General features: G+C 67.4%; 15 protein-coding genes. 2 read left to right on the top strand and 13 right to left on the bottom strand.

What is annotated here, in order from left to right; translation table 11 throughout:
• Positions 1 to 70: 70 nt before the first annotated feature.
• The 3 genes from RZV17_RS01070 to glnA all read right to left on the bottom strand — a co-directional run bounded on the left by RZV17_RS01070 (position 71) and on the right by glnA (position 3,557).
• Complete coding sequence (locus RZV17_RS01070) at positions 71 to 1,513, bottom strand: ammonium transporter (RefSeq protein ID WP_047695549.1); 1,443 nt, start codon at positions 1,511 to 1,513, stop codon at positions 71 to 73.
• A 22-nt stretch (positions 1,514 to 1,535) separates the two neighbouring features.
• On the bottom strand, positions 1,536 to 1,874 hold the full coding sequence (locus tag RZV17_RS01065; protein ID WP_002808480.1) for a P-II family nitrogen regulator: 339 nt from the start codon (positions 1,872 to 1,874) through the stop codon (positions 1,536 to 1,538).
• A 273-nt stretch (positions 1,875 to 2,147) separates the two neighbouring features.
• On the bottom strand, positions 2,148 to 3,557 hold the full coding sequence (glnA, locus tag RZV17_RS01060; protein ID WP_047695550.1) for a type I glutamate--ammonia ligase: 1,410 nt from the start codon (positions 3,555 to 3,557) through the stop codon (positions 2,148 to 2,150).
• Positions 3,558 to 3,781: 224 nt separating this feature from the next.
• Between glnA and RZV17_RS01055 the strand changes: the two genes are divergently transcribed.
• Both RZV17_RS01055 and RZV17_RS01050 read left to right on the top strand, forming a co-directional pair.
• Positions 3,782 to 4,576, top strand: a complete 795-nt coding sequence (locus RZV17_RS01055) for an undecaprenyl-diphosphate phosphatase (RefSeq protein ID WP_039415041.1) — start codon at positions 3,782 to 3,784, stop codon at positions 4,574 to 4,576.
• A 172-nt stretch (positions 4,577 to 4,748) separates the two neighbouring features.
• On the top strand, positions 4,749 to 5,546 hold the full coding sequence (locus tag RZV17_RS01050; RefSeq protein WP_184384246.1) for an META and DUF4377 domain-containing protein: 798 nt from the start codon (positions 4,749 to 4,751) through the stop codon (positions 5,544 to 5,546).
• A gap of 447 nt (positions 5,547 to 5,993) precedes the next feature.
• Here the strand turns inward: RZV17_RS01050 and RZV17_RS01045 are convergent, their stop codons facing one another.
• The 10 genes from RZV17_RS01045 to RZV17_RS01000 form a co-directional block, all read right to left on the bottom strand.
• A complete protein-coding gene (locus tag RZV17_RS01045) occupies positions 5,994 to 6,605 on the bottom strand; it encodes a YbhB/YbcL family Raf kinase inhibitor-like protein (RefSeq protein ID WP_355606473.1) in 612 nt (203 codons plus the stop codon).
• 739 nt (positions 6,606 to 7,344) lie between these two features.
• A complete protein-coding gene (locus RZV17_RS01040; RefSeq protein WP_047695553.1) occupies positions 7,345 to 9,417 on the bottom strand; it encodes a tetratricopeptide repeat protein in 2,073 nt (690 codons plus the stop codon).
• A 57-nt stretch (positions 9,418 to 9,474) separates the two neighbouring features.
• Positions 9,475 to 10,461, bottom strand: coding sequence for an alpha/beta fold hydrolase (locus tag RZV17_RS01035; RefSeq protein WP_355606469.1), 987 nt, complete (start codon positions 10,459 to 10,461; stop codon positions 9,475 to 9,477).
• 63 nt (positions 10,462 to 10,524) lie between these two features.
• Positions 10,525 to 11,424, bottom strand: coding sequence for a lysophospholipid acyltransferase family protein (locus RZV17_RS01030; RefSeq protein ID WP_179453363.1), 900 nt, complete (start codon positions 11,422 to 11,424; stop codon positions 10,525 to 10,527).
• 21 nt (positions 11,425 to 11,445) lie between these two features.
• Positions 11,446 to 11,874: a hotdog fold thioesterase gene (locus RZV17_RS01025; RefSeq protein WP_355606465.1), complete on the bottom strand. Its 429-nt coding sequence runs from the start codon at positions 11,872 to 11,874 to the stop codon at positions 11,446 to 11,448.
• Between the two features lie 235 nt (positions 11,875 to 12,109).
• The gene (locus tag RZV17_RS01020; protein ID WP_355606462.1) at positions 12,110 to 14,134 is read right to left on the bottom strand and encodes a phospholipase D family protein; all 2,025 of its coding nucleotides are present in this window, start codon (positions 14,132 to 14,134) and stop codon (positions 12,110 to 12,112) included.
• Positions 14,131 to 14,703 carry a YceI family protein gene (locus RZV17_RS01015; RefSeq protein WP_104580248.1) on the bottom strand — a complete coding sequence of 191 codons (573 nt, stop codon included), beginning with the start codon at positions 14,701 to 14,703 and terminating at the stop codon, positions 14,131 to 14,133. Before RZV17_RS01015 ends, RZV17_RS01020 begins: the two co-directional genes overlap by 4 nt.
• Positions 14,704 to 14,706: 3 nt before the next feature.
• Entirely contained in the window at positions 14,707 to 15,183 is a 477-nt protein-coding gene (locus tag RZV17_RS01010; RefSeq protein WP_005992684.1) for a histidine phosphatase family protein, read from the bottom strand.
• 13 nt (positions 15,184 to 15,196) lie between these two features.
• Positions 15,197 to 15,829, bottom strand: a complete 633-nt coding sequence (locus RZV17_RS01005; protein ID WP_005992682.1) for a ParA family protein — start codon at positions 15,827 to 15,829, stop codon at positions 15,197 to 15,199.
• 162 nt (positions 15,830 to 15,991) lie between these two features.
• A complete protein-coding gene (locus RZV17_RS01000; protein ID WP_355606458.1) occupies positions 15,992 to 16,942 on the bottom strand; it encodes a hypothetical protein in 951 nt (316 codons plus the stop codon).
• Between the last annotated feature and the right edge of the window lie 160 nt (positions 16,943 to 17,102).

The raw sequence follows: 17,102 nt of genomic DNA, 5'->3' as shown, positions 1-17,102 counted from the left end.
CGTCCCCGGCACGGCAGCGCCGGCCGGGTCGTTACGCCACCCGCGGCCAGGGAGCCGCGGGTGGCCATGCTCAGGACTCGTAGGCGGCTTCGCCGTGCGAGGTGATGTCCAACCCCTCGCGCTCGGCTTCTTCGGTGACGCGCAGGCCGAACACCAGCTTGGCGACCACAAAGCCCACCACCGACACCACGCCGATCCACACCACGGTGATGCCCACGCCCAGGGCCTGGATGCCGACCTGGTGCACGATGTCGTAATCGCCACCCTTCTGGCCGCCCAGCGAGGCCGCCGAGAACACGCCGGTCAGGATCGCGCCGATGATGCCGCCCAGGCCATGCACGCCGAACACGTCCAGGCTGTCGTCGGCGCCCAGCAGGCGCTTCAGACCGGTGACGCCCCACACGCACAGCACGCCGGCCGCCAGGCCAATCACGATGGCGCCGAACGGACCCACGGTGCCGCAGGCCGGGGTGATCCCGACCAGGCCGGCGACCATGCCCGACGCCACGCCCAGGGCGGAGGACTTGCCCTTGATGATCTTCTCGGTCAACGACCAGCCCAGGATGGCCGCGGCAGTGGCCAGCAAGGTGTTGAGGAAGGCCAGCGCCGCACCGGCATTGGCCTCCAGGTTGGAGCCGGCATTGAAGCCGAACCAGCCCACCCACAGCAGCGAGGCACCGACGAAGGTCAGGGTCACGTTGTGCGGCTTGATCGCCTCACGCCCCAGCCCGGCACGCTTGCCGACGAAGTAGGCGCCCACCAGGCCGGCGATACCGGCATTGATGTGCACCACGGTGCCGCCGGCAAAATCCAGCGCGCCCAGGCCAAACAGGTAGCCACCGGTGGCCCAGACCATGTGCGCCAGCGGCAGGTAGCCGAAGGTGAACCAGATCACCGAGAACAGCAGCACCGCGGCGAACTTGGCGCGTTCGGCAAAGGCGCCGACGATCAGCGCACCGGTGATGCCGGCGAAGGTGGCCTGGAAGGCCACGAACACGTATTCCGGCAGGCTCACGCCCTTGGTGAAGGTGGCCGACAGGGTCTCGATGGTGACGCCCTTGAGCAGCGCCTTGTCCAGGTTGCCGATCCACGCGCCTTCACCGGAGAACGCCAGGCTGTAGCCGTAGATCACCCACAGGATGGTCAGCAGCGAGAACACCGTGGCCACCTGGATCAGCACCGAGAGCACGTTCTTGGCGCGCACCATGCCGCCGTAGAACAGCGCCAGGCCCGGCACCACCATCAGCAGCACCAGCAGCGTGGAGGTCAGCATCCAGGCGACGTCGCCCTTGTCCACCACCGGTGCGGCCTCGGCCGCAGCCACCGGCGCGGCGGCCGGCTGCGCGGACGGCAGCGGTTCTGTGGTGACCGGCTCGGTCGGGAGCGGGGTGACCTGCGGGGTGGACTGCGCCTGCGCGCTGCCCATGCCGCCCACCACCAGCGCGCTGAACAGCATCAGCATGCACACGCTGTAGAACCGGGCTTTCCACCCGGCAAAAAGAGCTGTCTTCATACGAACTCCGGAGGTGGTGGACTCAGAGGGCATCGGCGCCGATTTCGCCGGTGCGGATACGCACCACTTGCTCGATCGCGGTGACGAAGATCTTGCCGTCGCCGATCTTGCCGGTGCCGGCCGCGTTCTGGATCGCTTCGACCACGGCATCGAGCCGGTCGTCGGTCACCACCGTCTCGATCTTGATCTTGGGCAGGAAGTCCACGACATACTCGGCGCCGCGATACAGCTCGGTGTGGCCTTTCTGGCGCCCGAAGCCCTTGACCTCGGTGACGGTGATACCCGACACGCCAGCGGCAGACAGGGCCTCGCGGACCTCGTCGAGCTTGAACGGCCGGATGATGGCGGTGATCAATTTCATGCGCATACCCCGAAAGGTGGAAGGAACCGGCCGGCATTGCGCCGCCCGGCGGTGTCAGTCACCTGGATGCCAACCCCGGCATCCAATCGTTCGCAGATCGCGCAGACCTCGGCCGATGCGATGCATCTGCCGCGTGGGAGAGGTCAGGCCCGCGCGCCGCGAACTGTGTGCTCTCTCGTTCCCCTCACTCCACGGCCGGTGCCGTGGAGCGTCAAACATGTGCGGCGATGGCGGAGGTGGGAGGGGGGGCCTCCGCCATCACCGCGGTGGAACTCAGTTGCCGTAGTACAGCTGGTATTCCAGCGGATGCGTTGCCGCACGGAACTTGGTCACTTCCTGCATCTTCAGCGCGATGTAGCCGTCGATGAAGTCGTCGCTCATCACGCCGCCGGCCTTGAGGAAATCGCGGTCCTTGTCCAGCGCTTCCAGGGCCTGATCCAGGCTGGAGCACACCTGCGGGATCAGCTTCTCTTCTTCCGGCGGCAGGTCATACAGGTCCTTGTCGCTCGGTGCACCCGGGTCGATCTGGTTCTTGATGCCGTCCAGGCCGGCCATCATCAGCGCGGTGAAGGTCAGGTAGCCGGACTGCAACGGATCGGGGAAGCGCATTTCGATGCGGCGCGCCTTGGGGTTGGTGACCCACGGAATGCGGCACGAGGCCGAACGGTTACGCGCCGAATAGGCCAGCATCACCGGTGCTTCGAAGCCAGGTACCAGGCGCTTGTAGCTGTTGGTGCCGGAGTTGGAGAACGCATTGATGGCGCGGGCGTGCTTGAAGATGCCGCCGATGTACCACAGCGCCATCTGCGACAGGCCGCCGTAGCCGTCGCCGGCGAACAGGTTGGTGCCGCCCTTGGTCAACGACTGGTGCACGTGCATGCCCGAGCCGTTGTCGCCGACGATCGGCTTGGGCATGAAGGTCGCGGTCTTGCCGTTGCGGTAGGCGACGTTCTTGATGATGTACTTCATGGTCAGCAGTTCGTCGGCCTTCTGCACCAGCGAGCTGAACTTGGTGCCGATCTCGCACTGGCCGGCAGTCGCCACCTCGTGGTGGTGCACTTCGGTCTCGATGCCGACCTGTTCCAGCGTCTTGATCATTTCCGCGCGCAGGTCGTGCAGGGTGTCGGTCGGCGGCACCGGGAAGTAGCCGCCCTTCACGCCCGGGCGGTAGCCGCTGTTGCCGCCGTCGTACTTGGCGCCGGTGTTCCAGGCGGCCTCTTCCGAGCCCACCTGGAAGAAGGTGTGGCCCATGTCGTTGGCAAAGCGCACCGAATCGAAGATGAAGAATTCCGGTTCCGGGCCGAAGAACGCCTGGTCGGCGGTGCCGGAGGACTTGAGGTAGGCCTCGGCGCGCTTGGCGATGCCGCGCGGGTCGCGCTCATAGCTCTGCATGGTGGCCGGGTCGAGGATGTCGCAGGTCAGCACGATGGTCGGATCGGCGAAGAACGGATCCAGATACGCGGTGCCGGCGTCGGGCAGCAACACCATGTCTGACTCGTTGATGCCCTTCCAACCCGCGATCGAACTGCCGTCGAACATCTTGCCTTCTTCAAACAGCGCCGGCTCGATGATGTTGGCCGGAAAGGTGATGTGCTGCTGTACACCACGCATATCGACGAAGCGCAGGTCGACAAACTCGACCTTGTTGTCCTTGATCAGCTTTTCAACGTTTTCCACGGACATCGGAAGAAACCTCGGATTGGAGTGAAGTGGCTCGTGGACGGGAATACAGCAGGGACCGTGCCAAATCGCGGATTTTCACAAGTCGTTGATTTTGCTTGCATCACTTGAGACCGCCACGTTGGCTTTAGCACCGGAAAGGTGCTAACCGGATCCACTCTGCACCAATATGGTGCATGCCGCAATGCACTATCCTGACGCCTCCCCCAACCCTCCCCTCCAGTCCGATGTCCGATCTGATTTCCGCCCTGCTGTTGGGCATTCTCGAAGGCCTCACCGAATTCCTGCCGATCTCCAGCACCGGCCACCTGTTGATCGCCGAACAATGGCTCGGACGCCGTTCTGACTTCTTCAATATCGTCATCCAGGCCGGCGCCATCCTGGCCATCTGCCTGGCGCTGCGACAGAAGCTGTGGACCCTGGCCACCGGCCTGGGCGAGCGCGCCAACCGCGACTATGTGCTCAAGATCGGCGTGGCCTTCCTGGTCACGGCGGTGGTGGGGCTGATCGTGCGCAAGGCCGGCTGGCAGCTGCCGGAAACCGTGCACCCGGTGGCCTGGGCGTTGTTGATCGGCGGTGTCTGGATGCTGGTGGCCGAGCACTTTGCCGGCAAGTTGCCCGAGCGCGACGTGGTGACCTGGAAGGTGGCGATTGCCGTCGGCCTGGCACAGGTGGTGGCCGGCGTGTTTCCCGGTACCTCGCGCTCGGCCTCGGCGATCTTCCTGGCGATGTTGCTGGGCCTGAGCAAGCGCTCGGCGGCGGCGGATTTCGTGTTCATGGTGGGCATCCCGACCATGTTCGCGGCCAGCGGTTATGCACTGCTGGAGATGTACAAGGAAGGCGGCGTCGGCAGCGAAAACTGGACCGATGTGGCAGTGGCCTTCGTGGCGGCCACCCTCACCGGCTTTGTGGTGGTGAAGTGGCTGCTGGGCTACATCAAGAAGCACCGCTTCACGGTGTTTGCGGTGTACCGCATCGTGCTCGGCGCCGCCCTGCTGCTGTGGTTGCCGGTCGCGGCCTGACCCGCCACGGCCGTGACCCTGCCTGCCGCTGCTTGAGCAGCGAGGCAGGGCAACTCCCTGCCTCCCGCTGCTTGAGCAGCGAGGCAGGGCAACTGCACGGGCAGTGACGCCCGTCATTGCCCTGGCGCCACGCCGGCGGTATCACTGAGGCCTTGCCCACCGGGAGCCGCCCATGCGTGCCGTGTTCTTCGCCCCAGCCCTGCTGGCGGCGGGCGTGACGGCCTGCGGTTCGGGTGCGCTGCCCGATGCGCAGGATCCTGGCGGTGCCGGGCCCGGCGCGACCGCCGCCGCTGCGCCGTTGGCCGATAACGCCCCCTTGCGCGCGGCATTGCAGGCCAGGCACTGGCAACTGGTGCAGGCCAGCGACGCCCATGGCACCGCGTTACGCAGCTTGTTCGTTGCCGGTAGCGCACCGCTGCAACTGGACTTCAGCGACCAGCGCATCCACGTCAGCCAGACCTGCAACGCCCTGGGCGCCAGCTACAGCGTGGCCGGGACGCAGCTGCAGATCGGCCGGGTGGTTTCGAGCAAACGCCTGTGCGCGCAACCGCGCAAGATGGCGCAGGAACGTGCTGCCAGCGACCTGTTGTCCGGCCGTTTTGCGGTGACGATGGACAGTGCGCAGGCCACGCCGCAGCTGGCCCTGACCCGCAGCGATGGCACCCGCCTGCTGTTCGGCAGCACGCCCACGGCCGCCACCCGCTACGGCGGGCCCGGACAGACACTGTTGCTCGAGGTGGCCGCCGAAACCGTGCCGTGCCCCGCCGACCCGTCGCGCGCATGTCTGCAGCTGCGCGAGCAGACGGCCGACGGCCAGCCCGCGACCGAACCCTGGCGCCCCTTCGATGGCCGGATCGAGGGCTTCGACCACGAAGCGGGCATCCGCACCTTGCTGCGCGTCACCCGGTATCCCGGCACGGATGGTGCCCCGGTGTATGTGCTGGATCAGATGATCGAGGCCAGTGGGTAGGTTCGGGAATTGGGAATTGGGAATTGGGAATTGGGAATCGGGAATCGGGAATTGGGAATTGGGAATCGGGAATGGGGAATGGGGAATGGGGAATGGGGAATGGGGATCGGGATCGGGAGTCGGGGAATCTATGGTTGGGCCGCCACTCTCGAATTCATTGCCAAGCGTTATGTGACCGGCAATGCGGTCGGCGGCCTGCGCAGGCGATGCCGATCCGGCACAAGCGGGAGACTGCAGCCGGGATCAATGGTCGTTCGCTTCGGCTGACTGACCAGGCAAGCAGAAACGAACCGGAACCAACGCGGCCGCGATGGCCGCCTGATTGCGAATGCCATGCAGGATTGAGCGTGCGGCGTGTCGGTGCGCCGGTCGGTCGCGGTGACCGATCCAGCCAGCCGTTGCGCGTACCCCGCGCGCTTGGTCGTGCGGGGCGCGTGAACCGGTCTCTCAGCGCAGGGCAGGATTCAGTGTGTAGGTGCCATGCAGCGCGGCTTCGGCGAGTACGTGGCCCTGGATGGCCGACAGCACATCGGCGGTCGTGAAGGGCTCGGGCAGGCTGAGCTTGGCCACGTCCAGCGCGAACACGCGGAAGAAATAGCGGTGCACGCGCAGGTCGTTGAACGGCGGGTACGGTCCGTCGTAGCCCAGATAATTGCCGGCCATGTCGGGATTGCCGGCAAACCACTGCGTGTACGAATTCAGGCCCTGGCGCGCACCGGCCGGGCCGGCCGGCTGCTGCTTGCCCTTGGCCACGAAACCGTCGCTGCAACTGCCTGCCGCAATTTCATGCACGTCGGCGGGGATATCGGCCATGGCCCAATGCACGAAATCGGTGCGTGGCTGGTCCACCGGGATTTGGATATCGTCGCGGCCGACGGTCTCCGGCACGGTGGGCACATCCGGATCCAGGCACAGCAGCGCGAACGATTGCGTGCCTTGCGGGACATCGCTCCAGGCCAGATGCGGGTTGCGGTTGGGCGCGAAGCCGTCCGGGGTACCGGCGGCGAATTCCACTGCGATAGGCTTGCCGTTTTCGATGCTGGTGCTGGTCAGACGCATGCAAAGTCTCCGTGGATCCAAGCACCCAGCCTGCCTGGATTGGCACCGCAACGGAAGCCGTCGCAGTGGAACCTTGTGTGGCACAGCAGGCGCGTTTGGTGTGCGCGTGTTGTCAGCCAATTCAGCGTGCGGCAGAGCGCAGCGAGAGTGGAGCGCGCGATGCGCCAACCAAGGCGAGCAACATGCCAAACAGCAAGCTGCACTATCCCCGGGCACGGATCGCAGGCACGCGTGAACGTCATCGGCGTCCACGCTCCGCGCCGTCCGGGTCTCTGGATCTCCGTAGGAGCGGACTTGGCCGCGACGGGCTTCACCGGTACCGGTAACGCCTTGTCGCGGCCGGGTCCGCTCCTACAACAGCCTTGCGCATCGGGATCTCCGGGCATGGATTGCAGGCACGCGTGAACGCCATCGGCGTCCACGCGCGCCGCGTCGTCCGGGTCTCTGGATCTCCGTAGGAGCGGACCTGGCCGCGACGGGCGTCACCGGTATCGATAACGCCTTGTCGCGGCCGGGTCCGCTCCTACAACAGCCTTGCGCATCGGGCATCTCCGGGCATGGATTGCAGGCACGCGTGAACGCCATCGGCGTCCATGCGCGCCGCGCCGTCCGGGTCTCTGGATCTCCGTAGGAGCGGACCTGGCCGCGACGGGCTTCACCGGTATCGGTAACGCCTTGTCGCGGCCGGGTCCGCTCCTACGACGGCGTCGCGCTTGCGGGATATGCGGCAGGCCGCGCGTCAGTCCTGCGGATATCCGAAGCGTACGGCGATCAACGTCAGCAGGTCGAACTGGGCGCCGAGCACGCTGCGGTAGTTGCGCCAGCGGCCGGAGGCCAGGCGGGCGGGGCCGCGTGGTTCGACCAGCGGGAAGCGCAGCCCGAAGGCCTGCTCCAGCGCGTCGGAAATTCCCTGCGGGTCGCTTTCGATGCCGTCGAGCCGGATGATCCGGTGCGGGTAGAGATCGCGCTCGTGCAACACCGCCAGTTGTTCCAGCGCGGCCAGCAACCAGTCGGTGGCCTGCTGCGGCGACTGCAGCGCCAGCGGTGCCGGCGCGCCAGTCGAGAGCCAGTCCAGCAGCATGTCGCGCGGGTCGCGCAGCGCGATCGCCAGCCGGCCTTCGGGCAGGTGCGGGCGCAGCGCGGTGAGCAGGGTGTTGTCCCACCACAGCAGCCAGTCGATGACGTTGCCGTCGTCGATGCCGCGACGCGACAGCTGCGCTTTCCAGCCTTCCACCAGCGCCATCGGCGCCAGCTCGCCGGACGCCAGTTGCTCGACCGTGCGGTAGCTCTGCAGCGCATCGGACGGCGGGGTGGTGCCGTAGCGATCGCCGCGCACCAGCGGAGTGGCGGCGTCCATCACCGCGATCAGGCGTTCGACATGCGAGCCGGGCGTGCCCCACACGAACAGCGGGCGCGCGGTGACGCTGTCCGGAATGCTGCCCAGCGCAGGCCATTGCATCGGCTGCCTGGCGGCCTGCGGCGGCAACGGCAGCCGGTGCTGGGCCTGTTCGCGATGGAACTGCATCCAGGTGGCCAGCGCGGCGTCGGGCTGACCGGCGCGGTCCTGCACATTGCCCAGCCACGGCCGCAGCACGGTCTGCTGTGGCGGCGGCAACGACTCGATCAGCGATTCGACGCAGGCGATCGCCGCCGGCGGGTCGCGTTCCAGCAAGGCCTCGACGATGCGCTGCTCGCCGCTGATGCGGCCCGGTTCCACCGCCACGATCTGACGCGCCACCATTTCCGCTTCGTCGGCATGACCCTGCATGTCGTGCACGCGCATCAGTGCTTCCAGTGCCGGCAGGTGCTCGGGCATGGCCAGCAGCCAGCGTTCGATCACGGCCTGCGCCTGCGGCCCGCCGACCGGCTCCACCGCCAGGCGCGCCAGCCACAGGTCGTGCGCCGTGGCCGAGGTGGCCAGTGCCGCGTCCAGCGTGTCGCGCGCATCGTCCGTCGCGCCCAGCCGTTCCCAGGCGGTGAGCAGCGCGTGCAAGGTGCGGCGGTCGGCCGGCCAGTGGGCCAGCGCCAGGCGCAGGTGCGCAACGGCCTGGTCGGGGCGGCCGGCCTGCAATTCCATCTCGCCCGCCAGTCGGCGCATGGCCGGCAGGTCGCCATCGGGTTGCGCCAGCACGGCCTGCATCGCGGTCAGCGCATCGTCCAGACGACCCTGGCGCTGGGCCAGCTGGGCGATGAAGGCGCGCAGCGCGGTGCCCGGCGGATTGAGTTCGACCACGCGCTCGAAGGCGCGCTCGGCAAATGCAAAATGCTCCTTCTGCAGATATGCAAAGCCCAGCGCGAACATCACCCGCGGGTCGTCCGGCAGTTGCTCGGCGGCGCGGGTCAGCAGCGCCAGCGCGCGGTCGCTCTGGCCGCGGCGCATCTCCACCACGCCATCGACCGCGAGCAGCTGCGGATGCTCCGGCGCCAATCGCGCGGCAGTGCGGCTGAGCCGCTCGGCCTCGTCCAGATCGTCGCGTGCCACGGCCAGGTGCGCCTGCATCACGTAAGCGTTGAACTGGTTCGGGTCCAGCGCGGTGCTGCGCGACAAGGCGGCGTCTGCGGCGGACAGGTCGCGTGCAGCCAGCAGCAGGCCGGCGCGCAGCAGGTGCAGGTCGGCGTCTTCCGGTGTGAGGGCCAACGCGGTGTCGATGCTGGTCAGCGCCAGTGCCGGCTGGCCCTGCTGCTGCAGGGCCAGCCCGAGCCAGCGGTGTGCGGCGGCGCTGTCGGGCGCGCTGATCGCCCACTCGCGGGCCAGCGCCACCGCATCGTCGGCCGCATTGCGGCGCAGGGCTTGAAGAATGGCGTCTTGCATGGCGGCGGGGTGTCCAGGACAAACCGCTATTGTAACGATGCGCGCTGCGCCGCCGACCTACCTGGCAGCGGCCAGCCGCTCGGCCACCCAGCGTTCGGCGAAGCCGTCGCCACGGGCATTTTCCAGAAACCCGCAATGCCCGCCCCAGCGCGCGATTTCCAGGTGCGCATGCTCGGGCAACTGCCAGGCGGCGAAATCCTCGAACGGAATCACCGGGTCGTCTTCGGCCATCAGGATGTCCGAGGGCACCTGCAGGCCGGCCAGGCGCGCGCCGGCAATCGAATAGCTGTTGAAATACGCTTCCAGCGACCCGTGGCCGGTGTGCTGCACGGCCAGCCAGGCCATCAGCTCGCGCATGTCCAATGCCAGGGTGGCATCGTCGTACCCGTGCTGGTCCGGAAACAGCTTGCGCTTGCGCAGCAGCGATTCGCGCCATTTGCGGCGGAAATACCAGTCGTAGAACTGCGGGCCCTTTTCCAGCTGGGTCATGGTGGCCGCCGGGTCCAGCAACGGGCACACCGCCGCCACGCGTGCCAGCGGCAGGCCGGCGGCCGGTGCGCGCAACGCCAGCCGCAGCGCGAAGTTGCCGCCCAGCGAATACCCGGCCGCCAGCAGCTGCGGCGCAGGAAAGCGCCGCCACAGATCGCCCGCGGCGTTGACCACCTCGTCGATGCGATCGGAGTGGAACAGGTCCACGTTGAGGTGATGGGTGCCGCCGTGGTCGCGGAAATTCAGCCGGAACACCTGGTAGCCCAGGCCGAGCAAACGCGCGGCGGTCAGCCGCATGTAATTGGAATCGGCGCTGCCCTCCCAGCCGTGCAGCAGCAGCACGGTGCCGCGCACCGGCGCATCGCCGGGCGGCACGCTCATCCAGCCCTGCAGGCGCACGCCGTCGCCGCCATCGAGAATATGTTCGCGGGTGACTGCGCCGCTGGCGCTGAGCAACTGGCGGCTGCGCAGGCGACGCAAGGCGCTGCTGCCCAGCACCGACTGCACGTGCGGGTTACGCAGCCAGCGCGGCGGCTGGAAGTCGGAGGCGTTCATGCGCGCATCGGGCCCGGCAGCAGGACGCTGGCCGCAAGGAAGATGCGTGCGTGCATGGTCGGCTCAGGACTCCATCGCGGCGATGATGCGTTGCCGCGAGGTATCGGCCAAGCGACGACGTCCTTCGAGATCGAATGCGGCGATTGGCTCAAGGAAATGCACCTCGGCCAGCCGCGACGGCTCGCCGAGCAGGCGCACGATATTGGCGAAGAAACTCTCGCGCTCACCGAAGGCCACCACCGCCTGCGCACTGCCGCGCACGCCGTAGCGCAGCGCCACCGGCTGCACCGGCACGCCGGCCTCCACCGCTGCCTGAAAGATGCGCGCATGGAACGGGCCGACTTCGGTGCCGCCGCGGGTGCGCCCTTCCGGGAACACGCCCACCGGCTTGCCGCTGCGCAGGCGCTGCAGCATTTCCAGCAGCACCCCGCCCAGCGATTCGGTATTGCCGCGCTGATGGAAGATGGTCTGGCCCTTGGTCGCCAGCCAGCCCACCAGCGGCCAGCCGGCGATTTCGCGCTTGGCTACAAAGCCCATCACGCGCTGGCTGTGCAGCATCGAGATGTCGACCCAGCTGACGTGGTTGGCCACGAACAGGGTCGCGCCGGACAGCGGCGTGCCGAAGCGGCGCAGCCGGAAGCCGAAGATGCGCATCAGGTTGCCCTGCCACCAGCGGATCATCCGCTCGTCCAGGGTGTCTGCAGGGCCGGTGCGGATGCGCGCCAGCGGCGGGGCCACCACGCACAGCATGGTGATCGGCAGGCCGATGCACAGGTGCAGCAGCAGCAACGGCACCCGATACAGGTACCGGAACCAACGCGACGCGCCGCCAGCCTCGCGCGTGGCGTCCAGGGATGACTCGCTCATTCGACCAACGGGACCGGTGACAGGGAAAGGGAGCACGACGATTGTGACAGCAGCCTGGGCGCGGCGCAGCGCCGGCAGCGGATGGCGCTGTTCCACCCATGCCGTTGCCGGACGTACTCAGCCATTGCTGCGTGCCACCACGGCCAGCGTCAGGCGCGACACGCAGACCCGTTTGCCGGCCGGGTTCTCGATGACGATGTCCCAGACCTGGGTGCTGCGCCCCACATGCACTGCGCGCGCGGTGCCGGTGACCAGGCCGTCGGTGGCCGCGCGCAGATGGTTGGCGTTGATTTCCAGCCCCACGCACATCTGCGTGGTCATATCCACGCACAGATTGCCGGCGCTGCTGCCCAGGGTTTCGGCCAGCACCACCGATGCGCCGCCGTGCAGCAGGCCGTACGGCTGCCTGGTGCGCGTGTCCACCGGCATGGTGGCGCGCAACCAATCGTCACCGGCTTCGGTGAACACGATGCCCAGATGGTCGATCAGGGTGTCTTTGCTGGAGGCGTTGAGGGCAACGAGGTCGACGGGAGCGCGGAAGGTCATGGGCAGGGAATCGGGAATCGGGAATCGGGAATCGGGAATCGGGACAGCATCGGCGGCGCTGGGGTCTGATGCAACTGCCTTTCGGCTATCTGCGGGCCGAATTGCGCCAGCGACTTTCGGCGGGTTGGCGGCGCGGCCTATTTCCGCGCAACGTGCCATTGCAGCGGCGCGCCACGGCACGATGCCCCCACCACGCGCCGTCTGCACGCCGGCCCAGGCCAGCACGCTGCAGCGATCAGAGAATCGGCACCAGGCCCGCACCGAACGCGGTCAGCATGCGTACCAGCAGCCATTTCGGCCCGACGTTGACCTCGGGGAAATCGCCCACCGCCACATAGCACTGCCGGAACTGCGGGTCCTGTCGCTTGAGCGGGAACGGGCAGCCCGGGCCGGGCTGGAACTCGTAGTTGGTCGCATAACGCCAGGGCCAGAAATCCAGCACCGGCAAGGCTTCCGACACCTTGCCCACGCTGTAGTTCAATCCGCTGAACAGCGGCGGTTTTTCGCGCGGAGCCACCGTCCAGGCATTCTCCGGGCTCATGTCGCGCTCGATGCTGGCCGCCAGCGCCTGCGCAAAGCGCACATCGTCGATGACGACCGCGGCCTCGGTGTTGTAGTTCTCGCTGCGCGGATCGAAGTTGTGCGTGCCGATCACCCCGATGCGGCGGTCCACCACCAGCGATTTGGCGTGCAGCCCCATGCGCGCACCGGCGCGGGTCACCGGCAGCGGTTTGTTGACCGCGCGGGTGCCCAGGAACGAAGGCCGCGTTTCGGTGCGCAACACGCGGCGATCGACTTCGCTGCCGCCGGGTGCACGGCCACCCCCACTGCTGCCGCGAATCACGCTTCCGGCACCTGTGCGCCCGTCCCCGCCGCTGCTGCCCCGCATCGCATTGCCGGCCGCGCTGCCGCCGATCAACCGGTTGTCGCGGTTGTCGCGGCTGTCCTCGTTGATCTCGGAGGTGGGGTTGAGCGGATCCGGCACCAGGTTGGCGTAGTCCACCGGCGCATCCAGCGGGAATGGCTTGAACTCGTACACGTTGAAGCCCAGCTCGCGCAGGTTGCGCCGTTTGAACTTGTACGAGAGCGCGTACACGATGGGGTTGTCGGTGGCGGCCAGGCTATTGCTCGACACCACGACGCGCGGCGGCTGCGGGCGTTTGCGCAGATCGCGGAAGATGGCCTGGGCCTCGTCGGACAACACCAGGTACGGCGTCTGCAGCAGTACTTCCTGCTGCGCATTGGCGATCAGGCCATCGAGCTCCGGCGCGGTGGACACCGCCTTTGCGCCATGTTCCTTGCGGTGCTTTTGCGGAAGGTCGGCCACGTACAGCACGCGCTGCACCGGCATGGCCGGGGTCACGAAGGCGTCGCGTATGAACTGCGCGTCGCCTGCCTCGCGATCGACCCGCGCCACCCGCTCCGGGCGCCGGAACTGTGCCGGCGGCATCTGCGGGGCGCCCTGCTCCAGCAACAGCCGGCCGACATCGTTCAGGCGCTCGGCCGGAATGCTGCGCCGCGCGCGCCAGAACGCATCGAAATTGGCCGCCATCGCGCGCACTTCCGGCCCGGCGAGAATCACGTCGCGGTCGCGGAAGTTGTACTCGCTGTCCCAGTCGTAATAGTCGTCCTGGTAATTGCGCCCGCCGACCACGCCGAGCACGTCGTCCACCACCAGCAGCTTGTTGTGCATGCGCTGGTTGAAGCGACGGAAACAGCACAGCACGCTGCCGGCATAGTCGAAGTAGTTGAGCTTGACCTTGCCGAAGGTGGGGTTGTAGATGCGCAGTTGCAGGTTGTCGTGGCTGCTGGCGAGTGCGCCCAGGATCTGCAAATCGGCGATCGCCGACAGCTGGTCGATCAGGATGCGCACCTTGACGCCGCGGCGGGCGGCGTCGGTCAGCGCGTCCAGCACCATGCGCGCGCTGTCGTCCTTGTCGAAGATATAGGTCTGCAGGTCGATGCTGCGGGTGGCGCTGCGGATCAGGTTAAGCCGCGCCACCAGCGATTCCTCGCCATGGTCGAGGATGGTGGCGTAATGCCGTGGCGCGGCCGGCGTGGAGGCGGTGATGGCCTGCCCGCCCAGCGCGCGCAAGGGCGAAGGCTGGGCGCAACGGTTGGCCTGGGTGCAATCCACCACCGTGCTGCGCGCGCCAGCGGCAACACCGGCCGCGCGGTTGCGTTCGGTTTGCGACAGGCCGGCGCATCCGGTGCCGAGCAACAGGGTTGCCAGCACCAAGACCCTCAACAGGAACCTCACGGGCGCCGCGCCTCCTGCAGCCGCCCACGCAGAATGAACGTCACCCTGTCGCCCAGGGCCATCTGCCACGCATTCATTCCGTAACGTCCACGCAGGACCGTACCTCGGCTGATCACGTCGCAATCATAGCCCGGCCGTGCGCATTCAGCTGGCGCCACATGCAGGGTCTCGATGTGGGTGATTCCGCGGATGGTCAGGTTGCCGGTGATGTCGCCGCCCTGGTTGACCACCTCTTCGGCATAGGGGAGCGACTCGAATTCCACCACCGGGTAACGCGCCACGTTGAAGAAATCCTCGCCGCGCATCCAGCTGGTGTAGCGGTCCTTGCCGGGAATCTCCACCTGGGTGGCGTCCAGGCGGAAGCGCACCTGCAGTCGCCGGTCCGGCAACTCCACCAGTTCACCGCGAAACCGTGGGAAAAAGCCCTCGATCTTCATCCCGAAGCGGGTCTTGATCTCGAACCCGAAGCGCGACTGCGCCGGGTCGATGGTGTGCACCTTCTGCTGTGCAAGGCAGGGCAGCGCGACCCAGAGCGCGAGCCAGGCGAACCAGCGCAGCGACGATGTCACGGATCAAGGCCACCAGAAGGCGGTCAGGCGGGCGATGCCCGGCTCGATGGTGGCATCCAGCGGCAGGGCCAGCAGGGCGATCGAGGCGGTCGGCATGCCGCGGTAATCGCCGGTCTGCCCACTGTGCATCAACGCGGCCAACCGCTCCAGGCCCGGGTTGTGGCCCACCAGCAGCAGCCGCTCGGCCTCGCGATGTTCGTCCACCAGGCTGGCCAGGGTGCCGGGCGTGGCCTCGTAGATGCGTTCGTCCAGCCGTTGTTCGATATAGCCGGTGAGCTCGAGGACCGCTTCCAGGGTCTCGCGGGCACGCCGCGCCGGCGAACACAGCACCCGGTCGGGCACCAACCGCTGCTCGCGCAGCCAGCGCCCGGCCGATTCGGCCTCGGCGATGCCGTGCGGCGACAACGGGCGGTCGAAATCGGCCTGGCCGGTGTCGGCCGGTTCGGCGTGGGCGTGTCGCAACAAGATCAATTCGCGCATGGGAACTTTCCGGTTAGGACTTCTTGAGCCACTTCAACAGCGGCTCCCAGTCCTGTTGATGGTCGCGCACCTGCGCCGAGCGGTAATCGAACAAGCTGCGCCCCAGCCCGGCCATGACCACATAGGCCTGGGTGTCGCGCAATTGGGTCACCAGCGGATAGGGCCAGGTGCCGATCATCTCGGCGGCCTGCTGCGAGGTCTGGGTCCAGGGACGTGCACGGTTGAGCACCAGGCCCACCGGCAGCTTGCGCTGATGCACGCGCGGCACCTTGGCGAGCGTATTGAGAAAGCCCACAACCGCTTCGATGTCCAGCGCCGAGGACAGCACCGGCACCACGATGGCGTCGACATGGTCCAGGAAACCGCTCAGGTCGTCGGCCATGGCGCCGGCCGGGGCATCGATGATCAGCTGGTCGGTGCCATCGGGCACCGCGGCCTGCCAGTTACGGCGCTTGGTGGCATCGATCGGCAGCACCGCACTTTCGAGACTGGCGCGACGCTGCGCCCAGCGGGTGGACGAACCTTGCGGATCGGCATCTGCCAGCACGGTACGCTGGCCCTGCAACGCCGCGTGTGCGGCCAGATTGGTGGCGATCGTGGTCTTGCCGACGCCGCCTTTGGAGGCGGCCACCAGGACTGTCTTCATGCACGCCTCGCTTCCGGGAGCAAGCCGGCAGCGTACACCGCAGCTGGGTGAGGAAGTAGTCGAAAGGCGTTAAACGTCGAACGGCGGGAGGTGTCGCAACGCAGCATCGCTCGCCGGCAAGGTAGCCGACGCAGGCATACGGCGGCCAGCAGGTTATCTGGACTACTGGACCGCTGCGCTCGGCTGCCACTGCGCAGGCGGCTGCGTTGCAAGGCCTTGACGCTGCACCAGCGCGCGCAATGCAGGCACCTCGCCTTGCGACAGGAGGGCGTCCAGATCGATGGCTTGGTCGGTGGCCGTGGGCGCGCGGCGTTGGTATTGCTGCTGCAGCCACTCCAGCTCTCGCAGCCGCGCCTGCCAGCGCGTGGCGTCGGCACCGCTGCTCAATGCGGCCATGCGCCTGGCGCCGACCATGGCCGTCAGCATGGTGGACTCGTCATTGGCCACGCTGTTGAACACTGCCATGCATTCGTCGCGCAATGCGGGCGTCGCGACATTGGAAGTGCAGCGGCGCACCACATCGCCTAACACGGGAAGTGCATGTGCAGACCAGGCGCCCATCACGAACATCGCGGCCATGCCCGCGCCGGTGGAAGGCAGGCCTTGCGCGTCGAGTTGCGAGCGCAAGCTGACCGAGGTCAGCGATGGCCATTGCACGCCGTCGTAGGTGGGATGCAGGGCCTTGCCAAGTTCCAGCGCGCCGCTGTCGAAATGATCCGCCTGCACCGCGGCCTGCCAGGCGCGTTCGGCACCCGGCTGATCGCCACGACGCATTGCAGCGGCGTAGGCCCGCAGGTGTACATCCGCATTGCCGGCATCGGCCTGCTCCAGGAAGGCAAGCGCTGCGTCTGGATCGCAGCGCAATCCGGGCGCGCAACCGACTGCTTCCATCCGCGCCACCATCGGGTCGCGCGGCCGCGCGTCCAGGGCGCGCTGCAGCCAGACGCGCTGGATGGGCGCGTAGCCTCCCTCCGCGGCGGGCGCGGTGTCGTCGTGCTCGGAATCGGCCCACAACAGACCGGCCAGATACAGCTGCCTGGGATCACCGCTGGCCGCCATGCTGCGCAGGCGTGCCTGCATGGTCTGGCCGACCTGCTGCGCCCAGTGATCCACGACGGGGTCATTTGCCGGAGCCGGTAAATTGGAGGACGGCACCGAGGCGGCATGTGCCATGCAGACGCTACCAATCCAAAGCAGCGTACTGCCGATCACGCGATATCCGTACATGTGTTGCTCCCGTCCATGTGATGGTGCACGTTGTTGAGATCAGCAT

This window comes from Xanthomonas cannabis (assembly GCF_040616535.1).
Taxonomy (GTDB): domain Bacteria; phylum Pseudomonadota; class Gammaproteobacteria; order Xanthomonadales; family Xanthomonadaceae; genus Xanthomonas; species Xanthomonas cannabis.
The sequence above is the reverse complement of the archived record's forward strand: the minus strand, read 5'-3'. Positions and strand labels throughout refer to the sequence as shown.

What these genes read in the sequence shown, in the direction of transcription:
- RZV17_RS01070 (WP_047695549.1), bottom strand. Translation starts at nt 1,513, where the DNA reads ATGAAGACAGCTCTTTTTGCCGGGTGGAAAGCCCGGTTCTACAGCGTG.
- RZV17_RS01065 (WP_002808480.1), bottom strand. Translation starts at nt 1,874, where the DNA reads ATGAAATTGATCACCGCCATCATCCGGCCGTTCAAGCTCGACGAGGTC.
- glnA (WP_047695550.1), bottom strand. Translation starts at nt 3,557, where the DNA reads ATGTCCGTGGAAAACGTTGAAAAGCTGATCAAGGACAACAAGGTCGAG.
- RZV17_RS01055 (WP_039415041.1), top strand. Translation starts at nt 3,782, where the DNA reads ATGTCCGATCTGATTTCCGCCCTGCTGTTGGGCATTCTCGAAGGCCTC.
- RZV17_RS01050 (WP_184384246.1), top strand. Translation starts at nt 4,749, where the DNA reads ATGCGTGCCGTGTTCTTCGCCCCAGCCCTGCTGGCGGCGGGCGTGACG.
- RZV17_RS01045 (WP_355606473.1), bottom strand. Translation starts at nt 6,605, where the DNA reads ATGCGTCTGACCAGCACCAGCATCGAAAACGGCAAGCCTATCGCAGTG.
- RZV17_RS01040 (WP_047695553.1), bottom strand. Translation starts at nt 9,417, where the DNA reads ATGCAAGACGCCATTCTTCAAGCCCTGCGCCGCAATGCGGCCGACGAT.
- RZV17_RS01035 (WP_355606469.1), bottom strand. Translation starts at nt 10,461, where the DNA reads ATGAACGCCTCCGACTTCCAGCCGCCGCGCTGGCTGCGTAACCCGCAC.
- RZV17_RS01025 (WP_355606465.1), bottom strand. Translation starts at nt 11,874, where the DNA reads ATGACCTTCCGCGCTCCCGTCGACCTCGTTGCCCTCAACGCCTCCAGC.
- RZV17_RS01010 (WP_005992684.1), bottom strand. Translation starts at nt 15,183, where the DNA reads ATGCGCGAATTGATCTTGTTGCGACACGCCCACGCCGAACCGGCCGAC.
- RZV17_RS01005 (WP_005992682.1), bottom strand. Translation starts at nt 15,829, where the DNA reads ATGAAGACAGTCCTGGTGGCCGCCTCCAAAGGCGGCGTCGGCAAGACC.